Genomic DNA, 17,323 nt, shown 5'->3' with positions numbered 1-17,323 from the left:
TCAGTTCTCCGCCCTGAATCCGGATGCCTCCACAATCGGCCCCCACCGGTCAAATTCGGCTTTGACCAGCCGGGCGAATCCTTGCGGCGAATCTCCGGTTGGATCGAGGGACAATTTCGCCATGCCGACTTTGACATCGTCGGTCCTGAGCGCGGCGCGGATCGCGCTGTTGAGGGAATCGACGGCTTCCGCAGGCATTTTTGCCGGAGCGAAGATGCCGAACCAATCGTCATCCTCCATGGCGGGATATCCGAGTTCCCTGACCGTCGGCACGTCAGGAAGGGACGGACTTCGCTGCGTCCCGGTGGTCATGAGCGCACGAAGCTCTCCAGACCGGACATAGGGAAGCGTGGTACCTAACGGGAATATCGTCGCCGCAATCCGGCCTGCCAGCGAGTCCTGGACCGCAGCCAGACCTTGATAGGGTACGTGAACAAACTCGAATCCCGCGGCGCGCGCCAATGCGGCACCGATGAAATGATGCAGCGAACCAGCCCCGATCGTGCCGTATGTTGCCTGCTTCGGATTGGCGCGGCTCCACGCGATGAAATCAACCAGCGTCTTCACCTGGGCGGGCACCATCGGCCCCACCGCGAGCGTAAACGGGAAGCTGCAAACGGGCGTGACGGGCGTGAAATCCTGCAACGGATCGAAATTGAGCTTCTTGTAGACATGCGGAACGATGGCCATCGAGGAGGACCCCGTCAGCAGCAGGGTCGATCCGTCAGCGGCGCTGGATTTCACGGCCTCGAGCGCGATGCGTTCGCTCGCGCCGGGCCGATTTTCGACAATGAACGGCGAGGCATAGTCCTTCATCGCGGTGGCGAGCAGCCTTGCCACGACATCAAGCGCACCGCCCGGTCCGAAACCCACGATGATCCTCGCGCCCCTGGCGCCGGCTTGCGATCGCGCAGTTTGCCAGGCGCCCGGCACTATCGATGCCAGGCCAGTTGCGCACAGGCCCAATGAGAAGTGTCGCTTGGTGATCATCCTGGTACCCTGCCCGGTGCTTGAGGACTTCCAACTCGCTCAATGGAACTAGGGCAGATTGTGCGGTAAACATGACCTCCCGTCTTGAACGAACCGTGCAATTTCCCTGAAATTGAATGAACTTAGGCATGTGGCGCTCACCAATGGGTAGGTCCGGCAGCGGCAAAAAGAAGACGCGGCGCTTATGACGTTTCAGTTCGGTGACTTTACGCTGGATCTTGCGCAAGGATGTCTGCGGTCCGCCGATCGCGAGGTCGATTTGCGTCCCAAGAGCTTCGAGGTGCTGCGCTGCCTGGTCGAGAACGCCGGGCGGCTGGTGACCAAGGACGAACTGATCGAGGCGGTCTGGCCGAACGTCATCGTGACCGACGAGTCGCTGGCGCGCTGCATCAGCGAAGTGCGTCAGGCCATCGCCGATACTGACCAGAAGATCATCAAAACCGTACCGCGCCGGGGATACCGCTTTTCGATTGCCGTCTCGCAGCATCCGGCGAATGCTGGCACGGCGGCGGCCGCGGCGACGCCTCCCGCCACCGGTACCGGGGCCGGCGAGCAGCGGATAGCCATCGCCGTATTGCCGTTCTCAAACCTGAGTGGTGACCCGGAGCAGGAATATTTCAGCGACGGTATTACCGAGGACATCATAACCGAGCTGTCGAGGTTCTCCGAACTCGCGGTGATCGCGCGCAACTCGACGTTCCAGTTCAAGGGCAAGGCGCTTGATGTTCGCGATGTCGGCCGCCAACTGAGCGTCCGCTATGTGCTGGAAGGCAGTGTCCGGCGTGCCGGCGATCGCATCCGCATCAGCGCGCAGCTGATCGACGCGGTTTCCGGCGCCCATCGCTGGGCCGAACGCTATGACCGCGAGGTGAGCGACGTCTTCGCCGTCCAGGATGAGGTCACCCGCGCGATCGTCACGGTGATTGCCGGTTATCTGAACATGGCCGAGGCTGAGCGTACCTTGCTGAAACCGCCGGCGGCCTGGGAAGCCTATGACTATTACCTGCGCGGTGCGCAAACCTACTGGTCGGGACACACCGAAAGCGCTGTCGCCTCGACCTACGAGGCGCGGCGTCTGCTTGAAAAGTCGCTGTCGATAGACCCGAATTATGCGCGCGCCTATGCCATGCTCGCGCGGTCGCACGTCGCCACCTACCTCGAACCGCGCGATGGTGATTATCTGCTGCCGGCGGGCCTCGATCGCGCCCACGAGTTCGCCCGAAAAGCCGTCCAGCTTGATGGCAATCTGCCCGAGGCACACGCCCAGCTTGCCTGGGTGCTGCTGTTTCAAAGGCAGTACGAAGCGGCGATTGCGGGATATCAGCGGGCGTCGTCGCTCAATCCCAATTTTTTCGATTCCGGCCAGGGTCTTTGCCTGGTGTTTGCGGGACAGCCGGCACGCGCGATCGAAATTCTCCAGGCTAATCTGCGGCTTGAACCGTTCCAGAACGCGAGCAGGCTGGGCTATGCCGGCCTCGCGCTTTATATGCTCAAGCGCTATCCGGAATCGGTGCCGCTGCTCCGGGAATGCGCATGGCGCATGCCCAATTTTCGTATCGGCCATCTTTGGCTGGCCGCAGCCTATGCCCAGACCGGACAGCTTGCTGAGGCCCGCACTGAGGCCGATGAAGTGCGGCGCATCGAGCCTGGATTTACAATCGACCGATGGAAGCGCACTGCCGCCTACAAGAACCCGGAGGACGCCGAGCACCTGTTCGACGGGCTGAGGAAGGCGGGACTGCCGCAAAACTGAGCCTGACGGCCCATGGCATGTGCCACGGAAGAGGCGCGGCGGCCGAGGATTTGGCATGCGAGGCGCTGCGCGACGGCAACTTGTTGCGCTGCGTCGGCCTTCGAGCTTGCGGGAGTTCGCCGCGCGGCGTAACTTTCAACTACACGTAGCTCATTCGAAAGCAATCTATCGGGTTCGGCCTAGCGGGAGACAGCGATGGCAGATGTCCCATGGCACCTTTCCGGTGACTATTTCGAAAATTGCAGTTGCAGCATCGTGTGTCCCTGTCTCGTGTCGGCGGCTCCCCCGCTGACCTCGCGACCGACCGAGGGCTTCTGCAACGTACCGCTGATCTTCCACGTCGAAAGCGGACGCTATGGTGACATCGCGCTCGATGGACTCAATGTCCTTGTTGTCCTCCATGCACCTGGGGTCATGGCGGACGGAGATTGGTCGGTCGCCGCCTATATCGATCAGCGCGCCAACGATGAGCAGACCGAGGCTCTAGCTGCGATCTTCACCGGCGCTGCCGGTGGTCCGATGGCTGCGTTCACACCATTGATCAGCAAGAACCTGGGGGTTCGCAAGGTCCCGATCACGTTCCGGATCGAGGGCAAGACGCGGTCCGCGGAAATCCCTGATATTCTGCACATGTCCGTTGATCCGTTGCCGACCATGCATCCGAGCGGCGAAATGTGGGCGAACATCGGCCATCCGGTGAGCCCGGACAACATGGTCATGGCGGTCGGCGCCCCCGGCAATACGTTCAGCGATCACGGCATGCACTGGGATAATTCCGGCAAGAACGGCCTCTATGCGCCGATCCGCTGGTCCAACCAGGCTTGATGCAACTCCAGAGACCGGCCCTGCGACGAGGCCGGCAACGTCAATCGCAAATGACCGACAGCGCCCTGGAAGCCGTGCTGCGGCGCGACCGCTGGGTCGTCGGCGGCGCGATCGGCGTCGTTGTCGCGCTGGCATGGAGCTACGTGTTCTGGCTCGCCAACGACATGGACATGGGCGGCATGGACATGACCGGGTTCCGCATGATCCCGGCCGGGATCGGCATCATGTTGCCGGCCAACGAGCCATGGCGAGCGATCGAGTTCGCATACGTGTTGCTGATGTGGGCGGTGATGATGATCGGAATGATGGCACCCTCGGCAGCGCCCATGGTCCTCATGTACGCCCGCGTGGGTCGACAGGGCAAAGCGCAGGGCAAGCCGTTCGCCGCGACCGGCTGGTTTGCGGCCGGTTATCTCCTCGCGTGGAGCGGCTTTTCGCTGGCAGCCACCTTTCTCCAATGGGCGATCGAGCGGGCCGCCTTGCTGGATTCCCGGATGGCGATCGCCAGCAGCCTTCTCGGCGCAATCGTCCTGATCGCGGCGGGCGTCTATCAATGGACACCGCTGAAGGACGTCTGTCTCGCCCAATGCCAGTCGCCGTTTCTGTTCCTGATGCGCCACGGCGGCTTTCAGAGCCACCCGCGAGGCTGCCTGCTGCTGGGGCTTCGACACGGCGGCTATTGTGTCGGCTGCTGCTGGGTTTTGATGGCGCTTTTGTTCGTCGGCGGGGTGATGAACGTGCTTTGGATTGCACTTTTGTCACTGCTTGTCCTTCTGGAGAAACTTACGCCGGTCGGACGATGGATCGCACGCGCTGCTGGTATTGCATGCGTGGCCGCGGGCGTCTGGCTGCTGGTGGTCTTGCCGCAGTGATCAGCAACCTGCCTGGTATTCAGTTCGCTCTACGCTGAGCCACGCCTCCCCTCTCGTGACCAAACAGCGGTTCGACGGATTTCGCCGGTCCTTCCTCGACCTCGATCCGCTTCAACTGAGCCGTAAAACAGCTTGACGTCGGCGCCAACAACGAATGTAATGTTATAACATTACATCTTCGGTCCCGATGCCCAATCCCCCTCGCCGTCGTCCTATCCCCTTGAAAAGGCTGTTCGATCTCCATGCGCAAACTCCCCGTCACCGTCTTGTCTGGCTTCCTCGGGGCTGGAAAGACCACTTTGCTGAACCACGTCCTGAACAACCGGCACGGCCTGAAGGTCGCGGTGATCGTCAACGACATGAGCGAGGTGAACATCGATGCGGATCTGGTCCGAGATGGCGGTGCGAACCTGTCCCGGACTGACGAGAAGCTCGTCGAGATGACGAACGGCTGCATCTGCTGCACGCTGCGCGACGACCTCCTGAAGGAGGTGCGCGCCCTCGCCGAAAACGGCCGCTTCGATTATCTGCTGATCGAATCCACCGGCATCTCCGAGCCGCTGCCGGTTGCCGCGACCTTCGATTTTCGTTCCGAGGACGGCGAAAGCCTTTCCGACGTGGCACGCCTCGACACCATGGTCACCGTGGTCGACGCGGTGAACTTGCTCAAGGACTACTCCTCGACGGATTTTCTGGAGCAGCGCGGCGAAGCGCTGGCAAACGACAAGCGCACGCTGGTCGATCTACTCGTCGAGCAGATCGAATTTGCCGACGTGATCCTGCTCAACAAGGTCGATGACGCCGCGCCGGCACAACGCGAAGCCGCGCGAAAAATCATCCGGGCACTCAATCCGGAAGCAGAGTTGATCGAAGCCAACCACAGCCGGGTCGCTTTCGATCGCATTCTCGACACCGGACGGTTCGACTTCGAGAAGGCGCAGACGCATCCGCTCTGGTTCAGGGAGCTCTACGGTTTTGCCGATCACGTGCCGGAGACGGAGGAATACGGCGTGACCAGCTTCGTCTATCGCGCGCGCCGGCCGTTCGATCCCGAAAAATTCGACACGTTCGTGCGGGAGCCCTGGCCCGGTGTCATTCGCGCCAAGGGGCATTTCTGGCTGGCGACGCGCCCGCAATGGCTTGGCGAGATCAGCCAGGCCGGTTCGATCACGCGCACAGAGGCTCTTGGATTCTGGTGGGCAAGCGTCCCCGCGGAACGCTGGCCGGACGATCCGTTCTGGCGCAAGCGGCTGCGCGCCAACTGGAACGAAATCTATGGCGATCGCCGCCAGGAAATCGTGTTCATCGGCGCAGGGATGGACGAGAGCGCGCTGCGCGCACGCCTGGACGCCTGCCTTGTCCCGGGCAAGCCGGCCATGAACGTCGCGGAATGGGCCAAGCTCGCAGACCCGTTTCCGATCTGGCGACGCGCGAATGAATCCACGGAACGCCAATGAGCAACGTCGTCCGCTTCGTCCCGAAATCCGAACTCGAGCGGCAGCGCCTCATCCGCGAGGCGCGTGCGGCACGCCGCGGCGCGAGCTCCTTTACGTCGACGACATGGCGGATGCCTGCGTGCACCTGATGAAGGCCTATTCGGCTGCCGAATTGATCAACATCGGCACCGGCGAGGACGTCACCATCGCCGAGTTCGCGCGTGTCGTCGCCGACATTGTCGGTTACGGCGGCAAGATCAGTTTCGACACCACACGCCCCGACGGCACGCCGCGCAAGCTGCTCGACGTCAGCCGTCTCACGAAGCTCGGCTGGCGCGCGACAACCTCGCTTGAGGATGGTGTGAGGCGTGCATACGTGGCGTACCTGTCGGACCATCCAGCCGCGGCACGTCCAACCGTCTCAAGTTTCGAGCTAAACGAGTGAAGACAATAGAGCAGACCGAAAGGATCGGTTCTGGCGCGCTAACCGCTGTCGGGGCGCCGCAATCGCGTCCCCTGGCGCGCCCGAAGCTCCTCTTCGTATTTCAGCTTTTCCAGGAGCATGTCCGTCACAAGACGTCGCAATTGCGCGTTCTCGAGCTCCAACCGCTTGATTGTGTCCACAGTGCTTGCGTCGCCCGGACTGGATGGCCGGTCACCGCTCTCCCTGCCACGACCATCAGGCGGTGCTGAAGAACCGGGCATCTTCTTCCAGCGGTGATAGGTCATGATGCTGACGCCAAGCGCCTTCGATATCTCGCGCTGGGTTTTCCCCTTGGCCGCAAGTTCATTGGCCTGCGCCAGCTTGGCCGAAATCTCCCCCAAGGCATGCCTCTTGCCAACCATGATGGGTCCTTTCCGGCCAGAATCTCGCCAGTCCGGACTTAGTAAGCGCAAATTGTGAACGTTTTCAAACGGCCGGCGACCTCCTGATCGCGATGATCTCGAACAAGGACATCGGCTTCGTTACCCCCGGCGAGGAAGCCGCGATCAAGGTCGACACCTTCAGCTTCACCCGCTACGGCCTGCGCCAGGGCAAGGTGCTCAGCGTCTCCTTGGACGCCATCGTCCGCCAGAAGCCGCCGGAAAAGCCCCGCGACACGCCGGCCGGCACGGACATCGCATCCAGCGAGCCGAAGGGCCAGGAGCTTGTCTACTCCGCCCGCGTCTCGCTCGATCGCGCCCAAATGGACATCGACGGACGGGTGGTGAATCTCGCGCCCGGCATGGCGGTGACGGTGGAGATCAAGACCGGCTCCCGCCGCATCATCTCCTACGTGCTCTCGCCTCTGATCCGCTACGGCCAGGAAAGCCTGCGCGAACGGTGAGCCGCGCAGGGCGACAAACAAATGCTGTTGAGGCGTGTTACAAGGAAAGCATCACCATCAGCTCCCCGGAAGAATTGGAGAGCATCCTGGTTCAGCTCATCAACCGACGGCTCATTGCACCTCGATATTCGCGTCCTTGACCAGCTTGCGCCAGCGGTCCTCCTCCTGCCCGACATAGCGATCGAGCTCTTCCGGGGAGCTGCCGACCATGATGAGGCCTTCGTTTGCCTCGAGTTGCTTGAAACCGCCGGACTGAACGGCCTTTGCGACCGCCTGATTCAGGCGCGCAATCACGGGAGCGGGCGTCTTGGCCGGAGCGTACAAGCCGTACCACGACTCCGCGGCATAGCCGGGTACCCCCGCCTCGGCGACGGTCGGCAATTGCGGGAACGCCGTCGAACGCTCGGCGGATGTGACCGCCAGCGCCCGGAGCTGGCCCGCGGCCACCAGCGAGGCCGCGCTTGCCACGGTGGTGAACATCACGTCGATCTGCCCTCCCAGGAGATCGCTGATGGCGGGCGCAGCGCCCTTGTAGGGCACCGCCGTCATCTTGACCTTGGCCATCGCATTGAACAGCTCACCGGCGAGATGAGCCGAGGTGCCGGTGCCGAACGTGCCGAAATTGAGCTTGCCCGGATTGGCCTTGGCTTCGGCGATCAGATCGGAGATCGAGTTGATCTTGGACGCGGGGGTGACGACGACAATGTTGAACGATCGCGCGATCAGCGAGACCGCAGCGAAATCCTTGTGCGGATCGAACGGCAGCTTGTTGTACAGGCTCGGATTGACCGCGTGGGCGAAGGTCGCCATCAGCAGCGAATAGCCGTCGGGATCGCTGGTGGCCACCGTCTGGGTTCCGATGATGGTCCCGGCGCCCGGCTTGTTCTCGATGATGACTGATTTGCCGAGGTCCGTCTGGATTTCCTGCGCCGTCGTTCGCGCGATAATGTCGGTCCCGCCACCGGCGGCGAAGGGCACCACGATCTTGACGATCTTCTCGGGATATTCGGCACGCGCTGGCGCAACTCCCAGTGCTGCAACCATCGGCATGACGGCACAGGCGAGGACGGCGAGGTTCAGCCAGCGGCGCACGGCGAAACTCTCCCCGCGAGCGCCGTCGTGTTTGATGATTTCGCCAATGGCCATTTTAAGCTCCATCCGATTTTGTTCAGACATTGAGAACAACCAATCCGTCGGCTGCCTTCACGCCCTCGCCCGCCGGCAGCACGAACACTGGATTGATCTCGGCCTCGGCGAGGCGGTCGCCGAGTTGCGCAACCATGCGCGAGAAAGCGACGATTGTTGCTGCGAGCGCTTCGACATCGCATTTCGGCCGGCCTCGAAATCCGTCCAGCAACGGCCATGTGACGAGATCGTGCGCCATCGCTCTGGCTTCGGCCAGACCGAGGCCACCTTCCGGTGGGAGCAGACGCATCGTCGTGTCCTTGAACAGTTCGGCGGACACGCCGCCCATTCCGAGAAGGATCGCGGCGCCCAAGGGATCGCGGTGCATCCCGAGAATGATCTCGACGCCGCCTGAGACCATCTCCTGGACCAGGAACCGTTCGGGCCGCTTCCCCGCCCTCTCCTCGACCTCCTCCGCCATCGCCGTGAGGCGGCCGCCAATCGCGTCAGCAGTCACGCCGACTGCCACGCCGCCGACGTCGCTCTTGTGCGCGATCTCGCGCGAGAGAATCTTGAGAACGACCCGGCCACCGAAGTCGCGCGCCGCCTGCTCGGCTTCGGCTGATGTTGCGACCACCTTCTCCGCCACGATCGGAACGCCGAAGCGGCCGAACAGCGCTTTGGCCTGTGCCTCATCCAGCGATCCTGCCGGGACGTCGCTTATGTCTACCGCCGGCCAGATCGAGCCCGGCGCCTGGACCTGCTCCGGCATTCCGGCGTGCAAGAGCCCGTCGAGCGCGGCAGCGCAGCTCTCGGCGGACGTGTACGCCGGGACGCCTCGCCCGGTGAGAACGGAGACCACCTCGGGCGCGTAGGGACTGACATAGGCAATGACGGGCTTGTCGCTCATCGGCAGGCAATCGCGAATGGCATCGGCCATCAGCGTCGGCGATCCCACCGCCGACGAGCCGACGATGATTGTGAGCGCATCGTAGGAGGGACTTGCGAGCAGGATACGGATCGCAGCGCGCAGCAAGTCCGGCTGAAGCCCGGCCAGGGTCACGTCGATCGGATTGCGATCGAGCGCGGTGTGCGATCCCGACTGAAGGCTGCGCAGTTGCGCGGCCGTCTCGGCGTCGGGAGCGGGTGTTGCAAAGCCCGCGACGCCGAGGCTGTCGGACACGATCGTGCCGGCGCCGCCGGTCGAGGTCAGGATCGCCACGCGCCTGCCGGACAGCTTCCGTCCCGCGGCAAGGGCTGCGGGAATGTCGAGCAGGTCATCGAACGTCTTCGCGCGGATCACGCCAAGCTGCCTGAACAGGGCGTCGTACATGCGGTCTGAGCCCGCAAGCGCCCCGGTGTGCGAGACGGCCGCCTTTGCACCCGCCTCCGATCGCCCGATCTTGAAGGCGACAACGGGCTTGCCGGCGCCATGCGCCTTGAGCACCGCCTCGCGAAAGCGAGCCGGATTGCGGATCGCCTCGACATAGAGCGCGATGACCCTGCTTGCGTCGTCTTCGGCGAGAAAGTCGATGAAGTCCGCGAGTTCGAGATCGGCTTCGTTGCTGGTCGACACCAGCTTGGACAGCCCTACTCCACGCGCCGCAGCGCGCGACAAAAGGGCGCCGAGGATGCCCCCGCTTTGCGAGACCAGGCCGACAGCGCCGGCCGGGAAGTGATCCATCGCCAGCGCGCCGGATGCCGACAGCACGATATTGTCGGTGAGATTGACGAGACCGATCGTGTTCGGCCCGAGCAGGCGCATCGATCCGGCGGCTTCCATCAGTTGCTTCTGGCGCTCGGCGCCTTCCGCTCCGGTCTCGGTAAAGCCGCTGGCAAGGACGATCGCTGCAGCAGTGCCGCGCTCCGACAATTCGCGCACCGCGACGTGCGCACGCTCCGCGCCGAGCAGGACAATGCCAACATCGGGCACATCAGGCAGCGAGGCGACGTCGGGGTAGCAGGCGAGACCACCGATGTGCGCGACCTTCGGATTGACGGGATAGATCGCGCCCGCAAAGCCGTGCTTCCGGAGATAGGAGACCGGTCGCCCCGACGTCTTGCTCGGGTCGGCCGAGGCGCCGATGATGGCGACGCTGCGCGGTCGGATCAGCAGTTCGATGGCATCCATCGCTCAATCCTTCGATGCGGATTGCGCGAGAAACGCCGTCACGGCGTCCCGATGCTCCACGCTGGTGTAGCAGATGGCCTGCGCCTGGCTGCCGAGACTGAAGATGTCATGCGCGGAATGCTCGAAGGTCTCGTTCAGGATCTTTTTGCTCAACGCGAGCGCTGTGGGAGATCCCTGAGCTATTTCAGCCGCCCAGGCCTGCGCTGCCGGCAGGAGATCGGTCGAGGCCACCTTGCGATCGACGATGCCGAGCGAAAGCGCTTCGTCGGCCTCGACCATGCGCCCGGTGAAGATGAGTTCCTTGGCCCTGGGAAGCCCGACCCGGCGCGGCAGGAAATACAGGCCGCCGCCGTCGGGGATCAGGCCTCGCTTGATATAGGACCAGGTGAATTTCGATCGCTCCGTTCCCATCACGAAGTCGCAGGCCAGCGCGGTATCCGCACCGAGGCCCGCCGCAGCGCCGTTGACGGCGGCGATGGTCGGTTTCGGCAGACCCAGCAGGAAAGACTGCACATGGTGCACGCCCTGCTGACGGCTCCATCCGTTGAATGCGACTTCACCCTGCGGCGCCTCGAGCCGGCGCTTCATTCCGCTGATGTCGCCGCCGGCACAGAAGGCGTTACCGCGCCCGGTCAGCACCAGGGCCTTGATCGCCTTGTCGCGGGCGACGGTTTCGAGCGCATTGACGAACTCGGCGCGCATGTCGTCGCTCATGGCGTTGCGCCGTTCCGGCCGGTTGAATGCGATCGTCGCGATACCGGCTTCGACGGAAAATTCGATGAGCTGATAGGACATGGCAAGCTCCGTGCGCGCTCACGAATGCCGATTTCGGGCCGTGCCGTTTCCTCGATGAGCCGTGCGGCCTGGGCATTCTTCTTCCCGGTGCCTATATCGGCTTGCGCCGTCGGGAACATCCCCCTAATTCCACTCAGTGGAAATGGCTCCGTGAGAATGTCCTGGGAGGCTGGATGTGGCGCAGACGCGCAGATATGCGGGCGGGGTTGACGGCAACCGGTCGCTCGAAAGGGGCATCGAGATCCTCAGGGCCTTCCGGCCCGGCGTCGACACGCTGGGCAATGGCGAGATTGCGGATCGAACAGGATTGCCGCGCTCGACGATCAGCCGGCTGACGCGAACGCTGGTCAATTCCGGAATGCTCGACGAAGTCCACGCGGAGAGAACCTACCGCCTGGCCGCGTCCGTCATCAGTATCGGTCACGCGATGCGAACGGGATCACCCGTGCTCAACACGATCGGAGCGATGATGCGGGCCGAATCGGCGAGGCGCCGGCTCAACGTGGGGTTAGCGACCGCGGATCGAACCATGATGGTGTATCTCGAATCGATCCGCTACAGCCCCCGCGCGGCGCTGCGCAACGTGGTCGCCGGGCAGCAGGTGCCGATGGAGTTGACGTCGCTCGGTCGCGCGTATCTGGCCGGCATCGGCACAATCGAGCGCGAGCGATTGCTAAAGCTGTTCAGACGGCGCAGCGCCGCGGCCACGAAGACGCTGCTTGCGGACGTCAGGAGATCAATCAGCGCCGTCGAACGCGACGGCTATTGCGCAGTGTCGTGGCAGCCTGCCGTTCTCGCCGTCGCAACGCCCATCGTGCTGGACGGGCTTCCGGTCTACGCGCTCAACATGAGCCTGCAAAATGTCGAACGCTCCGACGCACTGGCGAGCGAGATGGGCGCGTACCTCAACGCCTTCGCGGCCAAATGCAAGGAGGTGCTGGCGGGCAGCGAACCCGAATGATGCGATGGCGGACGAAGGGGGCGATACCGCATTTCCGCGGCGCCCGCTGCTGGCGTGCGAAGAATGAGAAAACGAGTCTCCGAGAGCGGCACGGCTGGGTTTGACGCGCAGGCTGACGCAGCGTTCGCGGCCCATGCGCAGAAGCAGCGCAGCGAGCCGCGCCCTGCGTTGCTGCTCGCGCCAACTGCACCGAGAGCCAGATGACGGCCATGTTCGGCTGACCGATCCGAAAAATGCCCGCGCACGACATCGCACAGGCGAATCGAGAGAAGCTCAGCGTCAGTGGCATGGAAATATTGTCGCGTTCGATCAGAGCCAGCCACTCGGCGACTTTGCAGGCACCCGAAACAGGCACCCGAAAACGACATTCCAAGGTCTTACACCCAGAGGCAAGACCATAGAACCACCTAACCGTTTGATTTTGCTTGATTTTATTTTTGGAATGATGCGCTCGGAGGGCAGTCAAATGTCAGCAGTTTCAATAGCTTGCCGAGATTAGCCGAACGCCAAGTGCATTTGGTGCTTTTCAAGCGAGCCGAGCGCCAGCTAAATCGGGCGCGCGGCCAGATCCAGAACTCCCGCGCTTCACCACTGCCCCTTCCGTTTGCGACGCCGGCGTCTGCCGTTCTGCTATAATGCTGCCATGACGATCGGGATCACCGGACCCGAACGGAAGGCACCAGGGCGAAGCGCCGTGGTGGGCGTCATCATCGCGGCCATCATCGCTGCGATTGGCCTGATCCTGCTCGCGCTCGTGGGTGACGTTCTAGTCGACTGGATGTGGTTTTCCGCAATCGGCTACCCGCAAGTTTTTTGGACAACGATCGGCGCGAAAGCTGGAGTTTTTTTCGCGGTCTTCACAACGACTGCCGTTGTCGTGTGGACGAACGCAAGGCTTGCACTTGGCCTTGCCCGGCGGCGAGATCGGTTTCCGGCTGACTTCGACCTGACGCACGCGGCCGCTGCAGCGACGCCCGATCCGCTCAAATTCATGCGCGATCGGCTACCGTGGCCTCGCGTCATTGCCGCCAGTGCCGGGTTTATCGCTCTGCTTATCGCCTGGGGGCAAGCCGGCAACTGGAACACAGTCCTGCTGTTCCTTTATCAGATGCCATATGGTGCCAACGATCCATTGTACGGGAGGGACATTGGATTCTATCTCTTCTCTCTACCCGCCTTAACCGCCGCAAAAAATTGGGCGTTGCTCACGCTCTTGATGAGCGCTCTGTTCGCCGGATTTATCTACTGGGTGCACGGCGACATCGAGTACCCGGCCCAGCAATGGTCGATGTCGCCGACAGCGATCTGCCACGGTTCAGTGCTTCTGGGCTGCTTCTTTGCCGTGAAGGCATTGTCCTATGCTCTCGATCGCTACCTCTTGCTCTACGGGGATAACGGTGTCGTGGTCGGCGCAAGCTACACCGACATCCACGTGGAACTGCCGGTCCTGTGGCTGCTGATCGCGCTTTCGATAGTCGCCACTTTCGCCGCATGGGCGAACCTGTGGGCTCGTACCTACCGGCTCCCCGCTGCGGCGATTGTGCTGCTGTTCGTGGGCGCTTTCCTGCTCTCGGGCGTAATCCCCGGATTGTTTCAACGATTTTACGTGAAGCCCAACGAGCTGGAGTGGGAGCGGCCCTACATCCGGCGCAGCATCACGCTGACCAGGGAGGCCTACAATCTCAATCGGATCGTGACGAGACCATTTCCCGCCGAACAGGATCTGACCCCTGAGACCCTCAGGGCCAACAAGGCAACGATCGACAACATAAGATTGTGGGACTGGCAGCCGCTGGCCGATACCTACGCCCAGCTTCAGGAAATTCGCACCTACTACAAACTGCGCGAGCTTGATGTCGATCGCTACTGGCTTGGCGGTGCTTACCAAAGCGTCATGCTTTCAGCACGCGAGCTCAATGCGTCGCTGCTTCCGCCCAATGCACAGACATGGGTAAACCGGCACATCCTGTTCACCCACGGCAATGGTGCGGTGATGAGTCCGGTAACCCAAAAAAGCGGTGAAGGGCTTCCGCCTCTTTATTTGCGCGATATTCCCCCGGTTGCGCACGGGGGCCCCGAAATTCGCGAGCCGCGCGTCTATTACGGGAAGGAGACTAACGACTACGTCATCGTCAAGGGAGCCGTTCCGGAGTTCGACTATCCAAAGGGGAAGGACAACGTCTATGCGGACTATGACGGCTCCGGTGGTATCCCGCTGTCGGGGACGGTGCGGAGACTGATCTTCGCCCAGCATTTCAACGACGTAAACCTGCTGCTCTCAGACTACATCACCGATAGCAGCCGCATCATGATTCGGCGAAACATCCAGACACGGGTCGGCACCATCGCCCCGTTCCTCAGCCTCGATCGCGACCCCTATCTGGTCATCAGCGAAGGCCGGATGTTCTGGATACAGGACGCTTATACGACGAGCGATTATTTTCCCTCCGCGCAGCCTGCGCCCGGCCTCAACCTCAACTACATCCGCAACTCGGTGAAGGTCGTGATAGACGCCTATAACGGCACGGTCGATTTCTACCTGATGGACCCGGCCGACCCGATCGCGGCTTCCTATCAGCGAATCTTCCCGGGACTGTTCAAGCCGTTCGCGGTCATGCCGCCCGATCTGCAAAAGCACATTCGCTATCCCGAAGACCTTTTCCTGATTCAGGCGCGGCTTTTCCAAACCTACCACATGGAATCTGCCGACGTATTCTATAACCGCGAGGACCTCTGGCAATTTCCGCGCCAGCCGGCTGGCGACGGCGTCTCTGCGATGGACGGCGTTAGTCTGATGGTCCCTTACTACATCGTCATGCGGCTGCCCGGAGAAGCGCAAGCCGAGTTCTTCATCATGATCCCCATGGTGCCGAGTCGTCGCGACAACATGATAGCGTGGCTTGCCGCGCGCTGCGACGCGCCCGACTACGGCAAGCTCATCGTGTACGAATTTCCCAAGGAGAAACTGGTCTACGGACCGTTCCAGATCGAGGCAAGAATCCACCAGAACACGGAAATCTCCCAGCAGATATCGCTATGGAACCAGATGGGATCACGGGTGATCCGGGGAAACCTGCTTGTCGTCCCGATCGAGAATTCGATCCTCTACGTGTCACCCCTGTACTTGCGGGCCGAGCAAGGACATTTGCCGGAGCTCAAGCGGGTGATCGCCGCCTACGGTGAGAATCTCGTCATGAAGGAAACCCTTGCCGAGGCGCTGTCGGCACTCTTCGCGGAAAGCGGAACTGGGTTGGCAGCGCCGAATGCGACAACCGAAACACCAGGCGACGCGTCCGCCGCAAGACGGGCGCAGGAGGCGCTCGATCACTACAATCGGGCCATGGACCGGTTGAGATCCGGTGATTGGACAGGCTTCGGCAAAGAGATCGGCGCGATGCGCGGTCTTCTGGAAGATACCGGCCGGCAATCGGGTAGCCGCTGAAGTGCCCAAGAAGCGCTATCTCCTTGACCTGCCGGTACAGCTGCTGACCAGCTATGGAGACCGCGTAGCGCTCACGGACGAGGGTACGAGCCCGCCGATTTCTACGCTTGGCTACGCCACCGTTCGCTGCCGGTAACGATGTGGAGCAGGGAATCACGAAATTTTTTGATATTAATGGCTTATAGCCATTGGTGCGCTCGGAGGGACTCGAACCCCCACGGTGTTACCCACTGCCACCTCAAGGCAGCGCGTCTACCAGTTCCGCCACGAGCGCTAGGAGATACCGGCCTGAGGTCGTTAGGCTGGCCGGATCAGCGGCCGCCGATCTAACAAATCCATCAGGGGGATACAAGCCTGCAAAGGCCCTGAATTCCACAAGCTTGGCAGGAAAATCCGATCCCTGCCCGGATCGGTCCTATCGGCTGCGCGGACCGCTACCGTGTCCCCCCGGGGCGCGACCGCGTCCCCAGGCGCTACCGCGTCCCCTGCGTGCGGGGCAGCATCTGCTTGACCTCGACCGCGATTCGGTTGCGGTCGACCAGCACGACGCCGGAGGCCACCGGCAGGTTATTGGCGAGAACCTTGACCTCGTCGGCCTCGGTTGCGTCCAGCTCGATGATGGCGCCGCGGGAAAGACGTAATACTTGATGGATCGGCATGGTGGTCGTCCCGAGGACGACCATGAGATCCACGGTGACTTTATCGAGAGTGGGCACTGTCAGGACCGCCGCAACTTGGGACCAGGGCCAAAGGACTTGGCATTTGCTCCCGCAATGATCACCACGTTATGGTTAGCCAATGGTTAATTCGCCTCGAAACCCCCGCCAAAACCCCCGCCAAGACCTCGATTTGACGTCGTTTTCCGCCTCGGGCGGCGCGCCGGTCGAATGGCGAATCTCGGACGCCCCGGTGCCCTATCCCGAGGCCGTGGCCGCCATGGAGGCCCGCGTCGCCGCAATTGCCGCTGGCGAGGCGCCGGAGCTGGTCTGGCTGCTCGAACACCCCCCGCTCTACACATCCGGCACCTCGGGCAAGGACTCGGACCTGCTCGATGCCCGATTCCCGACCTTCGCCACCGGGCGCGGCGGGCAGCTCACCTATCACGGGCCCGGCCAGCGGGTGGCCTACATCATGCTCGACCTCAAGCGCCGCCGGCCGGACGTGCGGGCCTATGTCGCGAGCCTGGAGGAGCTGATCCTGAAGACGCTCGCCGCCTTCAACGTCCGTGGCGATCGGCGTGAGGACCGGGTCGGCGTCTGGGTGAAGCGGCCCGACAAGGGACCGGAGCACGAGGACAAGATCGCGGCGATCGGCGTGCGGCTGAAGCGCTGGGTCTCGTTCCACGGCATCGCCATCAATGTCGAGCCGGAGCTGTCGCATTTCGCCGGCATCGTTCCTTGCGGCGTTGCCGATCCCCGCTACGGCGTGACGTCGCTGGTCGATCTCGGCCAGCTCGTGACGATGGCCGATGTCGACGTCGCGCTTCGGCAGGCCTTCGAGGAGCTGTTCGGGCCGACCGAAGCGTTGCTGCCGGAAGCAGCCGTCTAACATTTTCCTGTTCGGTCCTGATCGCGCGCGTTCTCTGCGTGCCGTGGAATCGGCTATGCTTGCGTCAGGTGCCGCCCACGCCTCCCCCCTCCGCCGGGAAAGTACACGTCATGCCGG

At 62.6% G+C, this 17,323-nt stretch carries 14 protein-coding genes, 1 tRNA gene and 2 pseudogenes; 10 read left to right on the top strand and 7 right to left on the bottom strand.

What is annotated here, in order from left to right:
- On the bottom strand, nucleotides 1–990 hold the full coding sequence (locus RAD16_RS35635; RefSeq protein ID WP_458162538.1) for a tripartite tricarboxylate transporter substrate-binding protein: 990 nt from the start codon (nucleotides 988–990) through the stop codon (nucleotides 1–3).
- A gap of 184 nt (nucleotides 991–1,174) precedes the next feature.
- Here RAD16_RS35635 and RAD16_RS35630 point away from each other — a divergent pair, with 184 nt between their 5' ends.
- From RAD16_RS35630 to RAD16_RS35605, 6 genes and pseudogenes are all read left to right on the top strand, one after another.
- Nucleotides 1,175–2,743 carry a winged helix-turn-helix domain-containing tetratricopeptide repeat protein gene (locus RAD16_RS35630; RefSeq protein WP_458162537.1) on the top strand — a complete coding sequence of 523 codons (1,569 nt, stop codon included), beginning with the start codon at nucleotides 1,175–1,177 and terminating at the stop codon, nucleotides 2,741–2,743.
- Nucleotides 2,744–2,938: 195 nt separating this feature from the next.
- Nucleotides 2,939–3,568 (top strand): DUF1326 domain-containing protein, encoded by a 630-nt coding sequence (locus RAD16_RS35625; protein ID WP_458162535.1) that lies wholly within the window; start codon nucleotides 2,939–2,941, stop codon nucleotides 3,566–3,568.
- A gap of 50 nt (nucleotides 3,569–3,618) precedes the next feature.
- Nucleotides 3,619–4,440 (top strand): DUF2182 domain-containing protein, encoded by an 822-nt coding sequence (locus tag RAD16_RS35620; RefSeq protein WP_458162534.1) that lies wholly within the window; start codon nucleotides 3,619–3,621, stop codon nucleotides 4,438–4,440.
- 242 nt (nucleotides 4,441–4,682) lie between these two features.
- On the top strand, nucleotides 4,683–5,897 hold the full coding sequence (gene zigA, locus RAD16_RS35615; protein ID WP_458162533.1) for a zinc metallochaperone GTPase ZigA: 1,215 nt from the start codon (nucleotides 4,683–4,685) through the stop codon (nucleotides 5,895–5,897).
- Nucleotides 5,894–6,025 (top strand): hypothetical protein, encoded by a 132-nt coding sequence (locus tag RAD16_RS35610; protein ID WP_458162586.1) that lies wholly within the window; start codon nucleotides 5,894–5,896, stop codon nucleotides 6,023–6,025. Before zigA ends, RAD16_RS35610 begins: the two co-directional genes overlap by 4 nt.
- Nucleotides 5,965–6,321: pseudogene (locus RAD16_RS35605) on the top strand (NAD-dependent epimerase/dehydratase family protein); the annotation flags it as partial. The gene RAD16_RS35610 and the pseudogene RAD16_RS35605, both read left to right, overlap by 61 nt.
- A gap of 38 nt (nucleotides 6,322–6,359) precedes the next feature.
- Here RAD16_RS35605 and RAD16_RS35600 read toward each other — a convergent pair.
- On the bottom strand, nucleotides 6,360–6,722 hold the full coding sequence (locus RAD16_RS35600) for a helix-turn-helix domain-containing protein (protein ID WP_458162532.1): 363 nt from the start codon (nucleotides 6,720–6,722) through the stop codon (nucleotides 6,360–6,362).
- Between the two features lie 89 nt (nucleotides 6,723–6,811).
- On the opposite strand from RAD16_RS35600, the pseudogene RAD16_RS35595 reads away from it, so the two are divergent.
- Nucleotides 6,812–7,204 (top strand): annotated as a pseudogene (locus tag RAD16_RS35595) (HlyD family type I secretion periplasmic adaptor subunit); the annotation flags it as partial.
- Between the two features lie 111 nt (nucleotides 7,205–7,315).
- On the opposite strand, the gene RAD16_RS35590 reads toward RAD16_RS35595, so the two are convergent.
- Genes RAD16_RS35590 through RAD16_RS35580 form a run of 3 tightly spaced genes read right to left on the bottom strand, consistent with a single transcriptional unit; the run spans nucleotide 7,316 to nucleotide 11,255 of the window.
- Nucleotides 7,316–8,350 carry a tripartite tricarboxylate transporter substrate binding protein gene (locus RAD16_RS35590; protein WP_458162530.1) on the bottom strand — a complete coding sequence of 345 codons (1,035 nt, stop codon included), beginning with the start codon at nucleotides 8,348–8,350 and terminating at the stop codon, nucleotides 7,316–7,318.
- Between the two features lie 22 nt (nucleotides 8,351–8,372).
- A complete protein-coding gene (locus tag RAD16_RS35585; RefSeq protein WP_458162529.1) occupies nucleotides 8,373–10,460 on the bottom strand; it encodes an acetate--CoA ligase family protein in 2,088 nt (695 codons plus the stop codon).
- Nucleotides 10,461–10,463: 3 nt separating this feature from the next.
- Nucleotides 10,464–11,255 (bottom strand): enoyl-CoA hydratase/isomerase family protein, encoded by a 792-nt coding sequence (locus RAD16_RS35580; RefSeq protein WP_458162528.1) that lies wholly within the window; start codon nucleotides 11,253–11,255, stop codon nucleotides 10,464–10,466.
- 175 nt (nucleotides 11,256–11,430) lie between these two features.
- Between RAD16_RS35580 and RAD16_RS35575 the strand changes: the two genes are divergently transcribed.
- Both RAD16_RS35575 and RAD16_RS35570 read left to right on the top strand, forming a co-directional pair.
- Nucleotides 11,431–12,216, top strand: a complete 786-nt coding sequence (locus tag RAD16_RS35575; protein WP_458162527.1) for an IclR family transcriptional regulator — start codon at nucleotides 11,431–11,433, stop codon at nucleotides 12,214–12,216.
- Nucleotides 12,217–12,859: 643 nt separating this feature from the next.
- Nucleotides 12,860–15,658: a UPF0182 family membrane protein gene (locus RAD16_RS35570; protein ID WP_458162526.1), complete on the top strand. Its 2,799-nt coding sequence runs from the start codon at nucleotides 12,860–12,862 to the stop codon at nucleotides 15,656–15,658.
- A gap of 189 nt (nucleotides 15,659–15,847) precedes the next feature.
- On the opposite strand, the gene RAD16_RS35565 is transcribed toward RAD16_RS35570, so the two are convergent.
- Both RAD16_RS35565 and RAD16_RS35560 read right to left on the bottom strand, forming a co-directional pair.
- Nucleotides 15,848–15,932: transfer RNA gene (locus tag RAD16_RS35565), tRNA-Leu, on the bottom strand.
- Between the two features lie 199 nt (nucleotides 15,933–16,131).
- Entirely contained in the window at nucleotides 16,132–16,374 is a 243-nt protein-coding gene (locus RAD16_RS35560) for a FliM/FliN family flagellar motor switch protein (RefSeq protein ID WP_008141759.1), read from the bottom strand.
- A gap of 82 nt (nucleotides 16,375–16,456) precedes the next feature.
- On the opposite strand from RAD16_RS35560, the gene lipB reads away from it, so the two are divergent.
- Nucleotides 16,457–17,206 (top strand): lipoyl(octanoyl) transferase LipB, encoded by a 750-nt coding sequence (lipB, locus tag RAD16_RS35555; protein WP_458162525.1) that lies wholly within the window; start codon nucleotides 16,457–16,459, stop codon nucleotides 17,204–17,206.
- Nucleotides 17,207–17,323 lie beyond the last annotated feature (117 nt).

Source organism: Bradyrhizobium sp. 18BD, from assembly GCF_054185225.1.
This window is presented reverse-complemented; position numbering and strand designations above follow the sequence as displayed.